General features: G+C 41.2%; 18 protein-coding genes and 1 other RNA gene. 16 read left to right on the top strand and 3 right to left on the bottom strand.

What is annotated here, in order from left to right; genetic code table 11:
* Positions 1-366 precede the first annotated feature (366 nt).
* Positions 367-1,359, bottom strand: a complete 993-nt coding sequence (locus NON16_RS23565; RefSeq protein WP_257351883.1) for an LCP family protein — start codon at positions 1,357-1,359, stop codon at positions 367-369.
* A gap of 454 nt (positions 1,360-1,813) precedes the next feature.
* Here NON16_RS23565 and NON16_RS23570 point away from each other — a divergent pair, with 454 nt between their 5' ends.
* The 10 genes from NON16_RS23570 (at position 1,814) to eno (ending at position 14,024) form a co-directional block, all read left to right on the top strand.
* On the top strand, positions 1,814-2,854 hold the full coding sequence (locus NON16_RS23570) for a M14 family metallopeptidase (protein WP_257351886.1): 1,041 nt from the start codon (positions 1,814-1,816) through the stop codon (positions 2,852-2,854).
* 47 nt (positions 2,855-2,901) lie between these two features.
* Entirely contained in the window at positions 2,902-4,038 is a 1,137-nt protein-coding gene (locus NON16_RS23575) for a M14 family zinc carboxypeptidase (protein ID WP_257351888.1), read from the top strand.
* A gap of 456 nt (positions 4,039-4,494) precedes the next feature.
* Positions 4,495-5,835 (top strand): RNA polymerase factor sigma-54, encoded by a 1,341-nt coding sequence (gene rpoN / locus NON16_RS23580; RefSeq protein ID WP_257351889.1) that lies wholly within the window; start codon positions 4,495-4,497, stop codon positions 5,833-5,835.
* Between the two features lie 242 nt (positions 5,836-6,077).
* Complete coding sequence (locus NON16_RS23585; protein WP_257351891.1) at positions 6,078-6,320, top strand: glutaredoxin family protein; 243 nt, start codon at positions 6,078-6,080, stop codon at positions 6,318-6,320.
* A gap of 203 nt (positions 6,321-6,523) precedes the next feature.
* Positions 6,524-7,537, top strand: a complete 1,014-nt coding sequence (locus NON16_RS23590) for a sugar-binding transcriptional regulator (RefSeq protein ID WP_257351893.1) — start codon at positions 6,524-6,526, stop codon at positions 7,535-7,537.
* Positions 7,538-7,740: 203 nt separating this feature from the next.
* Positions 7,741-8,748, top strand: coding sequence for a type I glyceraldehyde-3-phosphate dehydrogenase (gene gap, locus NON16_RS23595; RefSeq protein WP_257351894.1), 1,008 nt, complete (start codon positions 7,741-7,743; stop codon positions 8,746-8,748).
* Between the two features lie 229 nt (positions 8,749-8,977).
* Positions 8,978-10,162, top strand: a complete 1,185-nt coding sequence (locus NON16_RS23600; RefSeq protein ID WP_257351895.1) for a phosphoglycerate kinase — start codon at positions 8,978-8,980, stop codon at positions 10,160-10,162.
* Between the two features lie 113 nt (positions 10,163-10,275).
* Entirely contained in the window at positions 10,276-11,037 is a 762-nt protein-coding gene (gene tpiA / locus NON16_RS23605) for a triose-phosphate isomerase (protein ID WP_257351896.1), read from the top strand.
* Positions 11,030-12,568: a 2,3-bisphosphoglycerate-independent phosphoglycerate mutase gene (gene gpmI, locus NON16_RS23610; protein ID WP_257351897.1), complete on the top strand. Its 1,539-nt coding sequence runs from the start codon at positions 11,030-11,032 to the stop codon at positions 12,566-12,568. The genes tpiA and gpmI overlap by 8 nt, the downstream gene beginning before the upstream one ends.
* Positions 12,569-12,734: 166 nt before the next feature.
* Positions 12,735-14,024 carry a phosphopyruvate hydratase gene (eno, locus tag NON16_RS23615; protein WP_257351898.1) on the top strand — a complete coding sequence of 430 codons (1,290 nt, stop codon included), beginning with the start codon at positions 12,735-12,737 and terminating at the stop codon, positions 14,022-14,024.
* Between the two features lie 128 nt (positions 14,025-14,152).
* On the opposite strand, the gene NON16_RS23620 is transcribed toward eno, so the two are convergent.
* On the bottom strand, positions 14,153-14,320 hold the full coding sequence (locus NON16_RS23620; protein WP_257351899.1) for a hypothetical protein: 168 nt from the start codon (positions 14,318-14,320) through the stop codon (positions 14,153-14,155).
* Between the two features lie 154 nt (positions 14,321-14,474).
* Here NON16_RS23620 and secG point away from each other — a divergent pair, with 154 nt between their 5' ends.
* The 6 genes from secG (at position 14,475) to ssrA (ending at position 20,050) form a co-directional block, all read left to right on the top strand.
* Positions 14,475-14,705 carry a preprotein translocase subunit SecG gene (secG, locus tag NON16_RS23625; protein ID WP_257351901.1) on the top strand — a complete coding sequence of 77 codons (231 nt, stop codon included), beginning with the start codon at positions 14,475-14,477 and terminating at the stop codon, positions 14,703-14,705.
* A gap of 195 nt (positions 14,706-14,900) precedes the next feature.
* Entirely contained in the window at positions 14,901-15,641 is a 741-nt protein-coding gene (locus NON16_RS23630; protein ID WP_257351902.1) for an alpha/beta hydrolase, read from the top strand.
* Positions 15,622-16,377, top strand: a complete 756-nt coding sequence (locus NON16_RS23635; RefSeq protein ID WP_257351903.1) for an alpha/beta hydrolase — start codon at positions 15,622-15,624, stop codon at positions 16,375-16,377. Before NON16_RS23630 ends, NON16_RS23635 begins: the two co-directional genes overlap by 20 nt.
* Positions 16,378-16,674: 297 nt before the next feature.
* The gene (rnr, locus tag NON16_RS23640; protein ID WP_257351908.1) at positions 16,675-18,990 is read left to right on the top strand and encodes a ribonuclease R; all 2,316 of its coding nucleotides are present in this window, start codon (positions 16,675-16,677) and stop codon (positions 18,988-18,990) included.
* 133 nt (positions 18,991-19,123) lie between these two features.
* On the top strand, positions 19,124-19,591 hold the full coding sequence (gene smpB / locus NON16_RS23645) for an SsrA-binding protein SmpB (protein WP_257351904.1): 468 nt from the start codon (positions 19,124-19,126) through the stop codon (positions 19,589-19,591).
* Between the two features lie 122 nt (positions 19,592-19,713).
* Positions 19,714-20,050: a transfer-messenger RNA gene (gene ssrA, locus NON16_RS23650) on the top strand.
* A 417-nt stretch (positions 20,051-20,467) separates the two neighbouring features.
* Here the strand turns inward: ssrA and NON16_RS23655 are convergent.
* On the bottom strand, positions 20,468-20,803 hold the full coding sequence (locus tag NON16_RS23655; protein WP_257351906.1) for an LAGLIDADG family homing endonuclease: 336 nt from the start codon (positions 20,801-20,803) through the stop codon (positions 20,468-20,470).
* Positions 20,804-21,094: the final 291 nt, after the last annotated feature.

The following is a 21,094-nucleotide window of genomic DNA, read 5'->3' on the forward strand; positions in this document are numbered from 1 at the left end:
TACATTACATCTTAATTTCATCTTACTTAATAGGTCAATATAGGTCAAACTTTTTGGCTCTTACTTCGGGTTGTTGTTCCATGAACGTTTCCGAAGTCTTTATCTCTTATGTAATTAGCTTATGTATACATCATATCATCTTTCCCGCAAAAATCAGATTTAAACGTGCATCTTTTTCAGGGACTATCCTAGATTCGGTGTTATTTTTACTGATAAATGGGGATTTAACCTTACTCTAGTCAGAAAAAATACTTTTAAGAGGTTGTTTAAAATGTTTTCGAATTTTTTGAATTAGAAAGTATTTTTATACTTTCTTAACGTGTAAAAAAAGAGAGCTACTCCTTGGAGTGGCCCTCTTCACGTTATTTATTGCTCATTTTCCTCTTCAGCATCAGCGTTACTCGTGTATTGTGAACCTTTTTCACCTAAGAATTCTTGCAGTGCCTGGCTGTTTTCCTCAAAATCAAGCTGGAGAATAGAGCCTGCACTTGGTAGGTTCGCTTCAGTGAATCCATTCTCAACTGGAATCTTCATCGTTTCTATATTACCATTGTTTAACATGATGTCCTTTGCAATGCCGATTGCTGTCAATGTCTTCATGTTTGTATCGATATAAGGCTGTACCGTTCCGATCACTTTTGGAAGCTTGGATACACCGTAAAGACTGGTGAATTCCTCCTTTACTTTGGAAATCACCTTCTGTTGACGTTCTACACGTGCATAATCCCCTCTAGCATCGTGACGGAATCGTGCGTATCCGAGCAGTTCTTCCCCATTGAGTTTTTGGAGGCCTGGTTCAAGTACTACCCCAATGTTGTGTGACATCCTTTTTTCGACATCAATTTCAATGCCATCGGGCGCAATCGTATCGACAATTTCTTCAAATCCTTTAAAATCAACAATTGCATAATAATGAATGTCGACACCGAAGTTTTCCTTGATCGTTTTCCGTAAAAGCTCGGGACCACCGTGGAAGAAGGCTGCATTTATTTTGTTCATACCATAACCGGGAATTTCTACGTATGAATCACGCATGATAGACACGAGCTTAGCTTCCTCTTTATCAGTGTCATATTGAGCAATCATAATCGTATCTGTACGCGAGCGTTGATCTTCTTGTCGGGCATCAACACCTAACAGCAGTACGTTATATACGCCTTCAACCTTTTGTTCAGGCGCATTGAATTCATAATCAGTTTCTAATGCTTTCGAGGGACTAGCCTGATTGAGACCTGAAAAATACTGCCAAACAACGTAACCTACGAGTGATAAAAATAATACCGATATAATTAAAAGAGAGCGTTTAAGGAATTTTCGTTTTCCGCTTTTCTTTTGTCTTCGATCAATTCGTGAAGCCATATATACACCACCATTTTATAATAGGTAGAAATAATAAATTATCTGAGTTAACAGTTAATACTGACAATGAATTATACCATAAACGGCTTGATTCAGCATTAAATGAAAGGATTTACCAAAACACCTTGATAAAGAAAACTTGGCAAAGCCAAGCCTTTGGCGCCGGCTGAGCCTTAGTTGCGCTTACACTATAGAAAGTATTTTTATACTTTCTTAACGTGTGATAAAAGTTTTACAACTCTAATGACGATTTATTCGGGAAAAAGGTTTCGTACTACGTTAGTAGACAGCCCCTCCATACATCCTCCTGATCCAATCTACCTGTTTAAATAAAAGCACCGTAGAATTTATAGCTCATCCTACCTGTTTATAATTTTTAAAAAGGAATTTTGTCGATTGAGCGAGAAATATGTACATATATTTCGAATCTCGAAAGAAAGAGGTAGAGTAGCTGATGAAGAAAACTGTCAAAATTTTGTCGAGTGCATTACTTAGTGCAAGCATGTTAGTGGGTGTACAAGTAGGTCCAGCGAGTGCAGTAGGCGAAGGACCTGGTTACGGGGGCAACGAAACAATTAAGAATGAGCGCCTGCATAACTATGAGGAAATGGTTAAATTTCTTGAAAAGCAAGATCATAAGTCAGCGGAATTAACCCTTGAGGTCTATGGGCAATCGGTAAAGGGGCGTGACCTATATCTAGCAAAGTTTGGTGAGAACCCTGAAAATCCAACGATCCTCTTTTTAACCCAGCAGCATGGGAATGAAACATTGACAACTGAAGGCGCGTTGAAAATGATTCAACAGCTAACTTCGAACAGTAGGGAAGTTCAAAGCATGCTTGAAAAGGTGAACGTTCTCTTCGTTCCACGCCTAAATGTTGATGGTGCTGAGGGGGATGTTAACTTTTCATTGGAGGACTATGTGGCAGGAACCCATACTCGCTATAACGCGAACAAAGTGGACCTGAATAGGGACCATATCGCCTTGGAACAACCCGAAACAAGAGCTTTCCATGAAAATGTACTACAAAAATATCAGCCCGATTACATGATTGATTTCCATCACCAGGGCACACAAACAACGTTGGGAGATAGCGACGAGCTTGTGTCGGGTTCCATTTTGCATCCGACAAATCCTGATGTCGCTCCTGAAGTGGTTGATGGTTCGAAAAGACTTGGTTCAGTCGTTTATGATGCGGTTGAGGCGAAAGGCTATGCTACCTTGTCAAAATATCGTGGTGGAACTGCTCCGAAGATTGGGCGTAACGGAATCGCTCTCCAATACGATATTTCAACCCTTTTAATTGAGGTAAGAGGGATGGCTGACCACTATTATGAGCCATATGTTTTAGGACAAAAAAGCAATGGCTATCTAATCAAACAAGCGGTAGTCGCGATGGAAGCATCTATAAAAGCAATAGCAGACGGCTCAATTGAAACTGCGGATACATCGTTCTGGGATTCGCTACCTGAAAGCGGTTATCGAGGAGAATAAATAAGAACGGTGATTTTTGAACATCAACTATTGGAGGTATTTCATATATGAAACGGATTTTGCAAGGATTAGTATTATTGTCGGTCTTCTGTTTGGCATTTAACAGTTCAGTTCTTGCTGCTGGAAACACAAAGCCGGGCGGGCCATCGACCAATGGAAATGACAATATCAGCAGTATCATGACCTATGAAGAAATGATTGAAAAATTATCTGGTTTGGAAAAACGAAGCAAAGGTAAAATTGAAGTATCGACACTTGATGAATATGGTAAATCAGAACAAGGTAGAAGTATCTACGTTGCAAAAGCGGGACATGGAGAGACAAAAGTATGGGTACAGGCTCAGATTCATGGAGATGAAAAGCTGACGACAGAAGCTGTAATGCAACTTTTAAAAACATTAGGAACCTCTGGAAACCCTGATGTGAAAACATTGTTTGATGAACTTACTCTTTATGTGATTCCTATGTACAATCCAGACGGAAGCATTATGAATAATCGTGAAACTCAACTTATGGACGAAAATGGTGATCCTGTCAGTGATTCAGCTTTCGTAGATTTGAATCGGGACTGGGCACTCGATGGATTTGAAGCAAATGAATCTAGAGTTGTTTATGAATATTGGGCAAACGTTAAGCCTGATTTTGCGGTAGATTTGCATCATCAAGGATTTAAAACGGTTTATGGCACGAATGAGTCGACGAGTTTTTCATTAGGAATATCTCTTGCACCAGATGGACCGACACTTCCTAGCTTGGAAAATGGCTACTACAATAAGGTGACGAAGCAAATGCAGGCGTATGTGTATGACGCGATGACAAAGTACGGATACACGCACATCGATCAGTATCAGGTTGGTGGAGAGGACGCGAAGTACTATATCGACATTAGAGGCGGCGTGGTTTCCGCAATGATGCTTGGCCTCAACTACAACAACTTGAATCCAGATGGGCACAGTAATCCGGCGATTTTCTTTGAAACAAAAGGGAATACGAGAGAAGGTAACCTTGGTCAGAAATCAAATGGCTATTTGACGAAGCAAAACTATCTTGCGTTAAAAGAACTTCTAATGGGCATTGCAACAGGGGAAGTGCATAATGTTAATCCTGATCACTGGAACGACATCCCGGCTTACCCAGCGGAAGGATACCTCACAGACTATGCGGGAATCTTGCCAATCAATTAAAAGGATAAAAAGGGAGCCTGGCTATGGGCTCCTTTTGTACGTTAAGAAAGTATAACTTTTCAGTTTGAAGGAAATCGACGTTGAGGAAAAATTTAAGTCCTAAGTATAAGTGCAGCTAAGTCTTGCCAAGTTTTCCTTTTATTGTTTAGGAATCTATAAATTTCTTAAGGGGAACTGGGAATATTTCATACGAAAAGTCTGGAATTGATCTGAACCGAGAAGAAAGAACCACAGTAAACGGACTGCGGTTCTTCGCTCTTTCTTACTGAAAATTCTGTTAGTTTTCCATTTGTATATTAGGTTAATCTGATAAAAGTGCTATAATTATAAATACATGTAGGTTGAAGAATTAGGAGAAAAGATGATAATTGTAAAAAAGACCTATCTAGTTTTGAAAAAATTTCAAGGTGATAAAACGCATACATTTTAGTAAGATGTAGGTAGGGAGGTATTGTTATGGAGTTAGGTCTTTTTCAAACTCAGTCAATGAAACTTGTCATGACGCAAGAGCTACGTCAGGCGATAACAATTTTACAGTACCCTACACTAGAATTATCACAATTTATTGAGCAACAAGCGGTTGAAAATCCGTTGGTAGAGCTACAGGAAACGACAACGATTGACCAAAAGGGGTCTGAGGCATTATCATCGCTACGTTCAGATCAAAGCTCTTGGTATTATGAAGCGAATGATGATGTGAATCCGATTAATTTTATAAAAGCAGAGGACGTCTCCTTGCAGTCCTATTTACTTGAGCAGCTTTCTTTTCTAGAAATTAGTGATGAAGAGAAATCAATTACTGAATATGTGATTTTGTGTTTAGATGAAGATGGTTTCATAGATAATTCGTTAGCGTTTTTGCAGGAAGAGTTAGGGACTGAAACAGCTAAGGTTGATGCCGCGTTGGAACGAATCCAGGGTTTTGAACCAACCGGTGTCGGAGCTCGTAATCTTTCGGAATGTTTGTTGCTGCAATATGATGCACTAAACTACGAACTGCCGTTAGCACGTACAATTATTAAAGAACATTTGCTAGATTTAGCAGATAAGAAATGGTTGCATCTTTCAAAACAATTAAATGTATCAATGGAAGAGTTGAATCAGGCGGAACAGCTGATCCGTTCCTTAAACCCAAGGCCGTGTTCGGCGTTCTCAAGGCATACTTCGGAGTGGGTTCAACCTGAATTTTTTATTGAAAGAGATGAACGTGGTCGATTGGTGATTCGGATGAACGAAGAACTTGTTCCGGAAATCACACTTAACGATCGTTATTTCAGAATGCTTGAACATAATAAAGAGGCACGTCCTTATCTTGAAAAACAGTTGTACAAGTACCAATGGTTAAAGCGTAGCCTCGATCAAAGGAGACAAACGTTAACGAGGTTGGGAGAATACTTGATTCGTGCACAGCGGGACTTTTTTGATCATGGATATGTGGCATTGCGTCCGATGACTTTGAAGGAAGTGGCCGACTCAATTGAGGTTCACGAGTCAACAGTAAGCAGGGCGGTAAAGCATAAGACAATCCAAACTCCAAAGGGTGCAATCCCTCTTAAGTCACTTTTCACGTCCAGGGTCGATAAAGGGAATCAATTGGAAGACACGTCATCTGCCCAAGTGAAGGTCCGGATTCAGCGGTTGGTCGAGGGGGAAGAAAAACGAAAGCCACTCTCTGATCAAAAGATTGCTGATGCGCTGAAAAAAGATGGTGTCGAAGTTTCAAGAAGAACTGTGGCCAAGTACCGGGAAGAGCTTCGAATACCTTCTTCTTCAAAGAGGAAAGGTCTTGTTTTATAACGGTAAGACGCTTTAGTAGTTGCGTTTTGCCGTTTTTACTATTGCAGGAAGGGACTGGCTGTTAGAGTTAAAAGGATTCAAAGCGGAAGAATCCGCTTTGTTCCGCTGGATAACAAACTGTACGATTCGGATAACAAACGCCTTGAATCGGATAACAAAGTAGCGATTTTGGATAACAAACAGGTTGTATCGGTCATTTCTACATAATTGGAGCGCAAAATAGAAGGAAAAGGAGCCCAAACATGCTAAAGGTCCAATTTTACACAAAGAAAAATTGTCCACTGTGTGATAAAGCGTATTTGATTCTTGAAGAATTACAGAAGGAATTTGATTTTGCAATTGAGGAACGGGATATTTATAAAAAGGATGAGTGGTTAGAGTCTTATGGGTTGATGATTCCCGTTGTTCAGGTGAATGATGAAGACATCGAATACGGATTAATTGATAAAGAATCGTTAAGAAAGCGTTTACTTACATTTTTTTAGTGTAAATAGTTGAAGCGAAACTCAAGACTTGCTAATATAATAATTGTAAGCCGTAAATTTTTTTGCGGTATCCGGGACATAATATGACTGGGTGGGACTAAAAAGGTCCATACAAAGTGAATAGTGATCCATTCATCTTAAACTACTTCTTAGGTTTCATTCTCTTGAATCGCTATTGATCCATACCTGAAAGGGGTGTTGCGATGGAAACGTTAATCGATGTCCAGCGAAAATTATTACCTGATTTGCTCGATGTTATGCAAAATCGGTATCGGATCCTGCAAAACGTACGATACTTACAGCCGGTAGGAAGAAGGAGCCTGTCTGTGAATCTCCAACAAACAGAGCGTGTATTGCGTGCGGAGGTTGAGTTTTTGAATCAGCAGGGTCTTCTGAAAATATCTCCGCAAGGTATGACGATGACCGATGAGGGGAATCATGTTCTTTTAGAGCTGGAAGAAGTCATGAAGCAAGTTTCAGGACTGCATGTTTTAGAACAGCAATTAATGGAAAAATTAAATTTGGAAGACGTCATCATTGTTCCAGGTGATAGTGACCGCGATTCATGGGTCCAAAGAGATATGGGGAAGGCTTGTATAACAAGGCTAATGCCGCTTTTAAAGGCAAAAAGAAAGATTGCTGTTACAGGTGGAACGACCATAGCTGCTGTTGCTGAAATGATGACACCAATGACGAAAAAGAACCAACCACTCTTTGTGCCAGCTAGAGGTGGCCTTGGAGAGAATGTAGAAAACCAGGCGAACACGATATGTTCAACGATGGCTAGAAAAGCGTCTGGTGAGTATCGTTTACTCCACGTTCCAGATCAGTTAAGCGAAGAATCGTATCAAATGATGGTCGAGGAGCCCGGAGTCAAGGAAGTACTTGATCTAATAAGGTCCGCTGAAATTGTGATCCACGGTATTGGTGAAGCAGAAACAATGGCGGTAAGGCGGAAGTCATCAACCGAAGTGTTAGAGAAAGTCCAAGCAAACCATGCCGTTGCTGAAGCATTTGGTTACTATTTTGACCAGATCGGTAATGTGGTTCACAAAGTAAAAACGGTTGGACTACAGCTCGATGATTTAACAGAAGAAAAAACGATATTTGCTGTCGCAGGTGGAAGCAGTAAGGCAAATGCGATCGCAGCATACATGAAACGAGGTCCCCGTCAGGTTTTGATAACAGATGAAGGAGCTGCCAAAAGTCTTATTTAGAGAGGATGTTCAAAAAGTCCGGGGGCCAACACGAAGTTGGTCAGTCCGACGTTATCACACGATGTGATTTAAGTAGTCGGACTTCAAGGGAACTTTCGAGTTTCTCGGCCCTGTTTGTCCTCCTTTTTGAACCAAGACTTAAAGAGTCGTGCACTTATAAAATGTTTCACTAAAAGATAACCTATTCAAGGAGGAATTTGATTATGGCAACAAAGGTAGGAATTAATGGATTTGGACGTATTGGACGTAATGTATTGCGGGCAGCATTAAAGAACCCTGAGGTAGAAGTCGTCGCGGTAAATGATTTGACCGATGCAAAAATGCTTGCTCACCTTTTACAATATGATACGGTACATGGAAGACTAGATGCTACTGTAGAAGTGAAAGAGAATAGCCTTGTTATTGATGGAAAAGAAGTAAAAGTACTCTCAGAGCGTGACCCTGCTCAGCTTGGCTGGGGTGATCTTGGTGTAGAAGTCGTTGTTGAATCAACTGGGCGCTTCACTCAACGTGATGATGCGGCAAAACATCTCGAAGCGGGTGCTAAAAAAGTCGTTATTTCTGCTCCAGCAAAAGACGAAGACATTACTGTTGTTCTTGGTGTTAACGAAGAGAAGTACGATGCAGCAAGCCATAATGTGATTTCAAATGCTTCTTGTACGACAAACTGTCTTGCTCCGCTTGCAAAAGTTCTCAACGACCAATTCGGAATTAAGCGTGGTATGATGACAACGGTTCACTCCTATACTAACGATCAGCAAATTCTTGATCTTCCGCATAAAGATTATCGTCGTGCTCGTGCAGCAGGGGAAAACATCATTCCAACAACAACTGGTGCAGCAAAAGCGGTATCACTCGTCCTTCCCGAGCTTGAAGGTAAGCTGAATGGAATGGCAATGCGTGTACCAACTCCAAACGTTTCTCTAGTTGACCTTGTAGCTGAGCTTGATAAAGATGTAACGGTTGATGAAGTAAATGCGGCATTTAAGGAAGCTGCGGAAGGTGACTTAAATGGCGTTCTAGCTTACAGCGATGAGCCACTCGTATCTCGTGACTATAATGGAAACCCTTCATCATCAACAGTAGATGGACTTTCTACTATGGTAATGGAAGGGAATATGGTAAAAGCAATCTCTTGGTATGACAACGAAAGCGGTTATTCTCACCGTGTCGTTGACCTTGTTGCATACATCGCTTCTAAAGGTTTGTAAGATTAGGTTAAAAAAAGTCAGTTTTTCGATACTTTTTACGAGAAAAACTGTACCAATCCTATAACTTTATATAGAATGTTGAGGGGAGGGGTTATTACTCCTCTTTTCATGTATAAGAGGGTGTTCAATTAGAATTAGTATCAAATTATTGAACACTTATTCTAGAATAGCCGCTTGAGCGGTCTCAGGGTACATTCTATATAAACCATTAATCAAGGAGGCTTTCCGTATGCAAAAACAAACGTTGCGCGATGTGGACGTAAGTGGTAAAAAAGTTTTTTGCCGCGTCGACTTCAACGTTCCAATGAAGGATGGAGAGGTAACGGATGATACTCGAATCCGCGCAGCACTTCCGACCATTAAACATTTGATTGAAAAAGGTGCAAAGGTGATTTTGGCAAGTCACTTAGGGAGACCAAAAGGGAATGTTGTTGAGGAGCTTCGACTCGATCCTGTTGCTAAGCGTCTAAGTGAGCTGCTGAATAAAGCGGTCATTAAAACAGATCAAGTCTACGGTGCTGAAGTGAACGAAGCGATTTCAAAATTAAACAATAGTGACGTTCTTCTTATTGAGAACGTTCGATTTGAACCTGGGGAAGAGAACAACGACCCTGAACTGTCAAAGGCATTCGCTGGATTAGCTGATCTATATGTGAATGATGCATTTGGTGCTGCTCATCGTGCACATGCATCAACGGAAGGCGTCGCCCATCATCTTCCTGGAGTTTCTGGACTATTAATGGAGAAGGAGCTTGATGTACTTGGAAAAGCTCTATCCAATCCTGACCGTCCATTTACAGCAATCATTGGAGGTGCCAAAGTTAAAGATAAAATCGATGTCATCGACAACTTGCTTGATAAAGTTGATAACTTGATTATCGGAGGCGGACTCGCATATACGTTTGTTAAAGCACTAGGTTATGATATCGGAAAGTCTTTATTGGAAGAAGATAAGATTGATTTAGCTAAGTCTTTTATCGAAAAAGCAGAGCAAAAGGGCGTAAAGTTCTATATACCAAAAGATGCAGTTGTAGCAGATGAATTTTCAGAAGATGCGAACACACAGGTTGTGACGATAGACCAGATTCCGTCAGACTGGCAAGCGTTAGATATCGGACCTGGAACAAGTGAAGAGTACAAATCCGTTATCGAAGAATCGAAACTTGTTATATGGAACGGTCCAATGGGCGTCTTTGAATTCGAAGCTTTTGCAAACGGGACCATTTCCGTAGCGCAAGCACTTGCTGATGCGACTGATACATATAGTGTCATCGGTGGCGGCGATTCAGCAGCAGCTGTTGAAAAGTTTGGACTTGCTGACAAAATGAGTCACATTTCAACAGGAGGCGGTGCTTCTTTAGAGTTTATGGAGGGGAAGGTATTGCCTGGTGTTGCTGCACTGAAAGATAAATAGGATGGAGGTTCAACGTTGTAACAGGACGTTACGAACTTAGTTGAACTACATTCCTGTGTTATTCGTCTGCTTTTGAACAAAATATTTTTACTAAAGAAAGGTGGTTTTCCGTGATGCGTAAACCGATTATCGCTGGGAACTGGAAAATGCACAAAACGCTTGAAGAGGCAAAGAGCTTTGTGAAAGAGGTAAGCGGCTTAATTCCAGACGTTGAGAAGGTCGATTCCGTCATTTGTGCACCTGCATTATTTCTGGATACACTTGTAGACGAGGCATCTGGAAAAAAGTTAGCGATTGGAGCTCAGAACATGCATCATGAAGACAGTGGTGCATTTACTGGAGAGGTCAGCCCTCTTGCATTAAAGGATCTGAACGTTGAATATGTGATTCTTGGTCATTCTGAGCGTCGTGAAATGTTTGGCGAGACGAATGGATCTGTCAATAAAAAAGTACATGCCGCTTTTAAACATGATCTTGTGCCGATTGTTTGTGTCGGAGAATCGCTTGAGCAGCGTGAAAAAGAAGAAACGAAGTCTGTTGTTAAGACACAGGTTGAGCAAGCTTTAAGCGGATTATCTGAAAAACAGGTTCCTCAGGTTGTTGTTGCATATGAACCAATCTGGGCAATTGGAACTGGAAAATCGGCAACATCAGAGGACGCGAACGAAGTCTGTTCGTATATTCGTACAGTGATTGCTGAACAATTTTCACAGGATGTTGCAGATCAAGTGCGTGTCCAGTACGGTGGAAGTGTGAAGCCGGAAACAATTAAAGAGCTAATGAATCAATCAGATATTGATGGTGCGTTAGTCGGTGGTGCAAGCCTTGAGCCACAATCGTTTTTACAGTTGCTAGAAGGTGTTAATAATGGCTAATAAACCAGTTGCGCTCATCATATTAGATGGGTTTGCACTGCGTGATGAAATGAAAGGAAATGCGGTTTCTCAAGCGAAAAAACCGAACTTTGACCGCTATTGGAACGAGTTTCCTCATGCGCAATTACAAGCGAGTGGAAAAGCAGTGGGTCTTCCAGCAGGTCAAATGGGGAACTCTGAAGTTGGGCACTTAAACATTGGGGCAGGCCGGGTCGTATATCAAAGCCTTTCTAGAGTGAACCTTTCGATTGAGGAAGGTGAATTTTATGAAAACGAGACGTTCCAGGATGCAATGGATCATGTGAACAAGAAAGATTCAGCCCTCCACGTTTTTGGGTTACTATCGGATGGAGGTATTCACAGTCATATTGATCATCTGTACGCATTACTGAGGCTCGCAGCTCGTAAGAACGTGGATAAAGTATACATTCACGGTTTTCTTGACGGTCGCGATGTAGGTCCAACAACAGCTGGGACTTACATAACGGCATTACAGGATAAGATGGATGAGTTAGGTGTTGGGCAGTTTGCAACCATTTCAGGCCGTTATTACTCAATGGATCGGGATAAGCGCTGGGATCGGGTTGAGCGGTCGTACCGGGCGATGGTTTATGGCGAAGGTCCTTCCTACCAGAATCCTATCGAGGTGGTAGAGGATTCTTATAAAAATGAAATCCATGATGAATTTGTTCTTCCTTCTGTTATTACGAAGGGGGATGGTTCACCTGTTGCAACGGTCCAAGATGATGATGCGATCATTTTCTTCAATTTTCGACCTGACCGTGCTATTCAAATTTCACAAGTGTTTACAAACGAGGATTTCCGTGGCTTTGAACGAGGAAACAAACATCCGAAAGATCTCCATTTCGTTTGTCTAACCCATTTTAGTGAGTCCGTTCAAGGGGAGGTTGCATTTAAGCCAACCAACCTGGATAACACACTTGGAGAAGTGCTCGCGCAGCAAGGCTTGAAACAGCTACGAATTGCAGAGACGGAAAAATATCCGCATGTAACGTTTTTCTTTAGTGGTGGGCGTGAGAAAGAGTTTCCTGGAGAAGAACGGATCTTAGTTGATTCTCCTAAGGTCGCAACCTATGACTTGAAGCCTGAGATGAGTGTGTATGAAGTGACTTCTGCTCTTCTAAATGAAATCGAAGCGGACAAACATGACGCCATCATTTTAAACTTCGCAAACCCCGACATGGTCGGCCATTCAGGAAAGCTAGAGCCAACGATTAAGGCGATTGAAGCTGTCGATGAATGTCTTGGTAGGGTTGTTGATCTGCTGCTCGAAAAGGACGGGGCAGCAATCATCACTGCGGATCACGGTAACTCAGATGAGGTTATAACAATGGAAGGTAATCCGATGACCGCTCATACGACAAACCCTGTACCTGTTATTGTTACGAAAAAAGGTGCTGAACTGCGTAAGGATGGTATTTTAGCAGACTTATCACCGACGATATTAGACCTTCTACAAGCTAAGCAGCCGAAAGAGATGACTGGAAAAACACTGATAAAGGAAGTTTAAAAAGTATCCAAATGATAAACGGCGAATTTCTACGTTACTCGGTTTCTCCGGTCCTCATGTATTAAATCCATACATTCCGGTCCTCGAAACTGTCGTGCCTTGAACTTCTTGTTTCTGATTCGTCTACTTTTTAAACACACAATAAAAACTAGGAGATGAATGAATTATGCCATCAAGTATTGTAAATCTTTTTGCACGTGAAGTATTAGACTCTCGAGGGAATCCAACTGTTGAAGTTGAAGTATGGCTTGAATCAGGAGCACAGGGACGTGCGCTTGTTCCAAGTGGTGCTTCAACTGGTGAATATGAAGCAGTCGAGCTTCGTGATGGAGACTACGAACGCTACATGGGTAAGGGTGTGTTAAACGCAGTTAATAACATTAACGAAGTAATCGCTCCTGAGCTTGTATTCTTTGATGCATTAGATCAAGTTGCAATTGATAAAACGTTGATCGAAATGGATGGTACAGAAAACAAAGGGAAACTTGGTGCAAATGCCATTTTAGGAATTTCGATGGCTGTTGCCCATGCAGCTGCAGATCACCTCGGTTTATCGTTATACAATTACCTTGGCGGGTTCAATTCAAAAACACTTCCAACACCAATGATGAACATCTTAAATGGTGGAGAGCATGCGGATAATAACGTTGATATCCAGGAGTTCATGGTTATGCCTGTCGGTGCCGAATCATTCCGTGAAGCGTTACGTATTGGAGCAGAGATTTTCCATACGTTGAAAAAAGTACTGAAGGAAAAAGGCTTGAATACAGCAGTTGGTGATGAAGGTGGTTTCGCTCCAAACCTGTCTTCTAATGAAGAAGCGATTACAACCATCATGGAAGCAATCGAAAAAGCGGGTTACAAGGCCGGTGAACAGGTTAAGCTTGCGCTTGATGTAGCCTCTTCTGAGTTATATAAAGATGGAAAATACCACTTGTCAGGTGAAGGGGTAACAAAGACTTCAGAAGAGATGGTCGCTTGGTATGAGGAACTTTCATCGAAGTATCCGATCATTTCAATTGAGGATGGACTTGATGAAAACGATTGGGACGGTTGGGAAAGGTTAACCGCAGCTATCGGCGACCGGGTACAGCTTGTAGGTGATGACCTATTCGTTACCAATACAGCAAAGCTTTCTGAAGGAATCAAACGTAGTGTCGGTAACTCGATTTTGATTAAAGTGAACCAAATCGGTACATTAACGGAAACATTTGATGCGATTGAAATGGCAAAGCGGGCAGGCTATACAGCGGTCATTTCACATCGTTCAGGTGAAACGGAAGATAGTACAATCGCAGATATCGCAGTTGCAACAAATGCTGGTCAGATCAAGACGGGTGCCCCTTCCCGTACAGACCGTGTCGCGAAGTATAACCAATTACTTCGTATAGAGGACGAGCTTGATTATGCAGCACAATATGCTGCTGGTGAAGCGTTTTATAACATTAATAAATAATAGGATTTTGTTGGAATAAGGACTGTCTCCCTGAGGGTGGAGACAGTCCTTTTGTGTTGGGAATGGAAGGGTTAAGCGATAGCATTTGAAGGTCATAGAGCATGGTACTCTGTTTTCACAAGCATTGGTCACATGTCTTCATTGTCAGCTTGAACGTTACTGCGTTCTACTTCTAGTCCGCTGTCGGTCTGTTCAATGAGCATGTCTAGCGGTTGATGGGAATCATCGTTCACAGTAAATCCAGGGTTCTTGTCAGTTCCTGTAGGAAGTTCTTTTCTTTGCTTTTTCTGTTCCATGTGGAAGCACCCCCATGGTATTAATATCGACAAGTTGAATCATAATATGACATGCACCATTTCCCAGTATATTCACCCAAAAAGATTTGTTGAATTTTCCGGCTTTAATGTGGTACATTTATGGTATTGTATTGTGTCGTTGGAGGTGGAATAAATGGAAACAACCTTGTTAGTCCTATTAATTATTGATGCTATTGCACTTATTACAGTTGTCGTTTTACAATCTGGTAAAAGTGCCGGTCTATCCGGAGCGATCACGGGTGGCGCGGAACAGTTATTCGGTAAACAAAAGGCACGGGGTATGGATGCTGTTCTTATAAAAGCTACGACTATACTCGGTATCTTATTCTTTATTCTGACCATAACTCTCGGTTACGTTTATTAATCGAACTAGGGACAGCAAGTATAAAAGCTTGCTGTTTTTTATTTTTTACTACTATCATACATATAGTCAGACGAAAAGCAATCACGGTTCCATGTTAGCGATTTACTCCTTAATATCTAAGGTTTTATTGAGCGACTATAGGGGCAAACTAATAAAAGGACTGTTTGTTTTACACGTTAAGAAGGAGATAAATGAATGATTGGTTGTTTATGCCTGCATGGGTTTACTGGAAGTCCATTTGAGGTTGAGCCCATCACTAAGTACTTGAAAAGACACACGGACTGGTTAATTGTATCCCCGACGTTCCCAGGGCATGATACTGGTAAAAGGATGGAGCGGATTTCTTTCAGCGAATGGGTGCATACTGCAGAGGCTGAACTTCAAGCGCTAAAGGAAAAATGTGATACCATTTATTTAGTCGGGTTTTCAATGGGAGGTATTATTGCCGGCTATCTTGCAGCTTCTAATAAAATCGATAAGCTCGTACTACTTAGCGCGGCTGCTTATTATGTTAGTCCAAGGCAATTCTTAACTGACATTAGAGTAATGATTAAAGACCTCTGTAAAGGCAAACTCATTGAAAATGAATTATTTAAACGATATGAGCAAAAATTTAAACAGACCCCTTTTTCAATGACCTTTCAATTTCGAAAGCTTGTCCGCTTGCTTAAGCCTTCCTTTAAAAAAATCAAGTCACCTACATTGATCTTACAAGGCGAATGCGACGGTATTGTCCCGAAAAAGAGTGCTCAATATATTTATGAAACAATTCAAAGTGAAAGAAAAGAACTTGTGTACTTACCACAATCGAAACACATCATTTGTCACGATGTTGAACAAGAAGACGTCATTCGACATGTCTATTCATTTTTAACTGATACAGATAGAGATAGGATAAAAGGAGAGGAATTACAGCATGAAAATCGTAGCACCTAAACCGTTTTTCTTCGAAGGGGGAAATCGGGGGGTATTGCTTTTACACGGCTTTACTGGAAGTTCAGCAGATGTCCGTATGCTAGGGAGGTTTTTACAAAAAAGAGGCTATTCTTGTTTAGCTCCACATTACAAAGGCCATGGAGTCCCACCAGAAGAGCTTGTTCACACAGGTCCTGAAGATTGGTGGAAGGACGTCCTCGAAGGCTTTAAGGAACTTAAAGAAAAAGGATATGAAGAAATTGCAGTAGCTGGTCTATCGCTAGGTGGAGTATTTTCACTTAAGCTTGGCTATACCGAAACCGTCAAAGGAATTGTATCCATGTGTGCACCTATGCATATTAAAAGTGAAGAAGTGATGTACGAGGGTGTTCTCGATTATGCCCGCGAATATAAAAGACGTGAGCAAAAGTCAGAGGAACAAATTGAACAAGAAATGGACGAATTCAAGAAAACTCCGATGAACACACTAAAAGCACTGCAAAATCTTTTGGCAGATGTTCGCTCTAACATCGACATGATCTATACACCAACATTTGTTGTGCAAGCACGTAACGACGAAATGATCAATACCGATAGCGCGAACATCATCCATGATGAAATTGAATCTGATGAAAAAGAACTTAAGTGGTATGAAAACTCATCTCATGTCATCACACTTGATAAGGAAAAGGAACAGCTGCATGATGATATTTTACAATTTTTAAACGGGTTAGCTTGGTCCTCAGCAAAAAATTGAAGCGACCTCGAGAACCTGGTCACTGCAGCAAGACAATGAAAAGCGGAAGTGCCCTGCAAGGTTCGACAAGCGCTGGAGATTTTGAGAGGAATGCGCTTTATGCGTTCAGCGAAAAATTGAAGCGACCTCGAGAACCTGGTCACTGTAGCTAGACACTGAAAAGCGGAAGTGCCCTGCAAGGTTCGACAAGCGCTGGAGATTTTGAGAGGAATGCGCTTTATGCGTTCAGCGAAAAATTGAAGCGACCTCGAGAACCTGGTCACTGTAGCTAGACAATAATAAAGGAGGGAAAGAATGATGGATAAAGAACATATTTTAGCGTTCATGCGTGAAGAGGCTTATAAACCGCTAACTGTACAGGAGCTCGAACAGGAGCTTGGTGTTACAGATGCGGAAGAGTTTAAAGTACTCGTCATTACCTTGAATGAAATGGAAGATCAGGGTGAAGTGGTTCGTACCCGTAGCAACCGTTACGGTGTCCCAGAACGAATGAACCTAATTAAAGGAAAATTACAAGGACATGCGAAGGGGTTTGCATTTTTAATCCCTGAACAAAAGAGTGAAAAGGATGTATATATTTCAGCGTCCGAGTTAAATGGTGCCATGACAGGCGATAAAGTCCTCGTACGGATTTCATCAAGACCCGGAGATGGGAAGCCTGAAGGAACGGTTATTCGAATTGTAGAAAGAGGCGTTACTGAGATTGTAGGAACGTATATTGATAATAAGAGCTTCGGATTTGTAGCAGCAGATGACAAACGGATTCCCAATGATATTTTTATCCCAAAAGAAGCTACGAATGGTGCAGTTGAAGGCCATAAGGTGCTTGTGAAAATTACATCTTATCCAGAGGAACGTTCCAGCGCAACAGGAGAGGTTATTGAAATCCTTGGCCATAAAAACGATCCTGGTATGGACATCTTATCGATTATATACAAGCACGGTCTTCCAAGGGATTTTCCGGAAGCAGCGCTTGAACATGCTAACTCAGTACCTGATGAAATCGACCCAGCAGACATAGAAGGACGGCGTGATCTACGAGAAGAAACGATTGTTACAATCGACGGCGCTGATGCTAAGGACCTTGATGATGCAGTAAATGTCGTTAAGCTTGAGAACGGAAATTACAAGCTTGGTGTTCATATTGCTGATGTCAGTCATTATGTAACAGAAGGATCGGCTATTGATCAGGAGGCTGTTGATCGTGGTACATCCGTTTATTTAGTAGACCGCGTAATTCCAATGATTCCACACAGACTTTCGAATGGGATCTGCAGCCTTAACCCTAAGGTGGATCGTTTAACGTTATCCTGTGAAATGGAAATCAACCCAAGCGGAGACGTCGTGAACCACGAAATTTTTCAAAGTGTGATTCGTACGAATGAACGAATGACTTATACAGATGTTCGGAAAATTTTACTGCGTGAAGACGATGATGTTTTAGAACGTTACAAGGATCTTGTCCCGTTTTTTGACCAGATGGGAAAGCTAGCTGAGGTTTTACGAGAAAAACGCTTTGCCCGGGGCGCAATCGATTTCGATTTTAGCGAAGCTCGCGTATTAGTTGATGAGGAATCCAAGCCTGTTGATGTTGTAATACGCGATCGAACCGTTGCTGAAAAGTTGATTGAAGAGTTTATGCTATGCGCCAATGAAACAGTTGCAGAACATTTTCACTGGATGAATGTCCCGTTTATGTACCGGATTCATGAAGATCCTGATGAAGAAAAGCTTACGAACTTCTTAGAGTTTATTACGAACTTTGGCTATGTTGTACGTGGAGCGGCAAACTCGATTCATCCACGTGCCTTGCAACAAATTTTAGAGGAAGTGAAGGGTGAACCAGAAGAAGCAGTAATTAGCAAAGTAATGCTCCGTTCGATGAAGCAAGCGCGCTATGAACCGGAAAACCAAGGACATTACGGATTGTCGACTGAATTTTATACACACTTTACATCGCCTATTCGACGTTATCCAGATTTGATTGTCCATCGGTTAATCCGTACGTATTTAATTGAAGGAAAAACAGATCCAAAAACGATTAGCCATTGGAAGGATCTTCTCGGTGAAATTGCACAGCATACGTCTGAACGTGAACGACGTGCCGTAGATGCTGAACGTGAAACGGATGATCTGAAAAAGGCCGAATTCATGCAAGATAAGATCGGTGAAGAATTTGAAGGTGTTATTAGCGGAGTAACGAATTTCGGGTTATTCATTGAGTTGCCGAATACGATTGAAGGACTTGTTCATGTAAGTTATTTAACCGATGACTATTACCATTTTAATCAGCAGCAATATGCAATGATCGGGGAACGAACAGGAAAAGTATTTAGAATTGGAGACGAGCTCCAAATTCGTGTGATTGCCGTAAATATTGATGAACGCGCAATTGATTTTGAAATTGTTGGTATGAAAGCCCCTGCAGAACGAAGACGCAAGGATCGTCCTCGTGTTATTTCAAGTGGTGGTACGAGCCCAACGAAAGAGAAGAAAAAGAACAGAAGACATAATGGCGATTCAAGTCCGAACAAAAATAAGAAAAATAAAAAAGACAAGCCATTTTATATGAATGTACAGAAAAAGAAAAAAGGCAAGAAGAAAAAAAGATAACAGAGAGGGCGGGCTTGGTTGCTGACTGTACCCAAGGTAATTCTAGTAAGTGAGTCAACCCTGCGACATTCTTGACTTTTCCTGACCAAAGTTGTTAAAATGTAACATGCAGTTTGAAAGGGGAAACGAAGCTATGCCACGTCATGAGGGGAAATTAATCGCACAAAATAAAAAAGCTCGACACGACTATATCATCGAGGAGACATTCGAAACCGGAATTGTCTTACAAGGAACAGAAATTAAAGCAATCCGTGCTGGGCGAGTTCAGCTGAAGGATTCATTCGCTCGTGTTCAAAATGGGGAAGTCTTCCTTCATAACATGCATATCAGTCATTACGAACAGGGAAACCGGTTTAATCATGAACCGCTTCGTACACGCAAGCTGCTTTTACACAAGAAACAAATCAGCAAATTAATCGGTGCTACGAAAGAGACCGGTTATTCACTTGTTCCATTGAAGCTTTACCTCAAAAACGGATTTGCGAAAATCTTGCTCGGCATCGGAAAAGGGAAACGAAAATACGATAAGCGTGAAGATCTTAAAAGGAAAACCGCTAATCGAGAAATCGAAAAGGCATTCCGAGAACGCCAAAAAATGTAAAAAGCGTGGCTGGTCATTAACAAAACAGTCGATTTATGCTATAATTAATTTTGTCGCCAGTTATGATCATTACGATTTGCAACAAGCAACTTTCTGTTAACACTCATTTGATATGGGGACGTTACGGATTCGACAGGGGTAGGTCGAGCTTGAGTTGCGAGCCGAGGGGGTCGGCCTCGTTAAAACGCCAACGCCTATAACTGGCAAAGAAAACAACAACCTCGCAGTAGCTGCGTAACAGTAGCTTTGCGGTTCCTCCCTGCATCGCCCATGTGCTAGGGTAAGGGACTCAACTGAAGTGGGCTACGCCGGATTCCACCGCCTGAGGATGAAGGAAGAGAATAATCAGGCTAGCCACATAAAAGCCTGTCGATAGGCTGATATGCTGGCGAAATGCCAATATATCGACTACGCTCGTAGAAGCTTAAGTCACGATATCTTTGGACGTGGGTTCGATTAGTAAATAGTCGCCTTTTGTGGCAACACAAAAGTGATAATCCGGCTTTATCGATGAAACCTAAGTTGCTTCGATAAACGAAGCAATAGGGCAATATCGAGTGGTATGTGGAGCAATCCAACAGCCATTTATCGACTCATAGGCTGCCAAAAAGTTGGTAGTACTAGGATGCGGAATCCTACTCATACTATTTGAGTAAAATTACATTTCGCATAATACGCCGGAGAACCTGTAAAAGTGCAGGTTCAAGATATAGTCAGTGCCATGTCGAAAGCATGGAATAACATGTCCCACCGTCTCCACCATACATATTATGGTGGTTTTTTTATTTCTGTAAAGGATTCAGATCGTAAAAAAATCTTCTTCAAATTTTAATTTTTGCGTTAATAAATCAGGATTATATTTTCCATTACGCGGAGTCACTGAATTATAATTTTCAAGGATCCATTTTGCACGATTTCTTTTCTTTTCTTATCAATTCTTAGGAAAGGTGTAATAAATTTCAATGTAAATAATACATCTTCCTTTTTCTTTATATTTAAAGTGAATGAATCCTTATGTATACTAGGCTTATAATTCTTTTTATTATTAATACCTCCACCAGTCAAAGTATGAATATAAGTGAGAAGTTCCTTGTCAGTTGAAGCTATGGTTATACAAGGACGACGATGTTCTTTTTCATGCATCCGTGTCAAGGTTATACTTCCTTCACCATCAATAACCCCAGCTAAGTAAGCAGCTTCCCAATTTTCCATGGATTCCATCCTCCTGAAAATATACAATTATAAACACGAACTAACATTCGATTTTTTAGTATTATATCAGATAAATTATTAAACAAGTAACATTTGAATCAATTTCATAAATTAACTCCTTAGAGCTTCAAGGGGTTTAAGACACATAAAAAGGAGTACCTCCCTAACAAGTCGAAATGAGTAAGTGACCAAACAAACTCTAAGACTGGAGGAAGACTCCCTATGACTATTATACGACAAGAAAGCCTGTTTGACCTGCATGAATTATATCAATTGGAACCTACCCAACGA

The organism is Pseudalkalibacillus decolorationis (assembly GCF_024609785.1).
GTDB lineage: Bacteria > Bacillota > Bacilli > Bacillales > Fictibacillaceae > Pseudalkalibacillus > Pseudalkalibacillus decolorationis.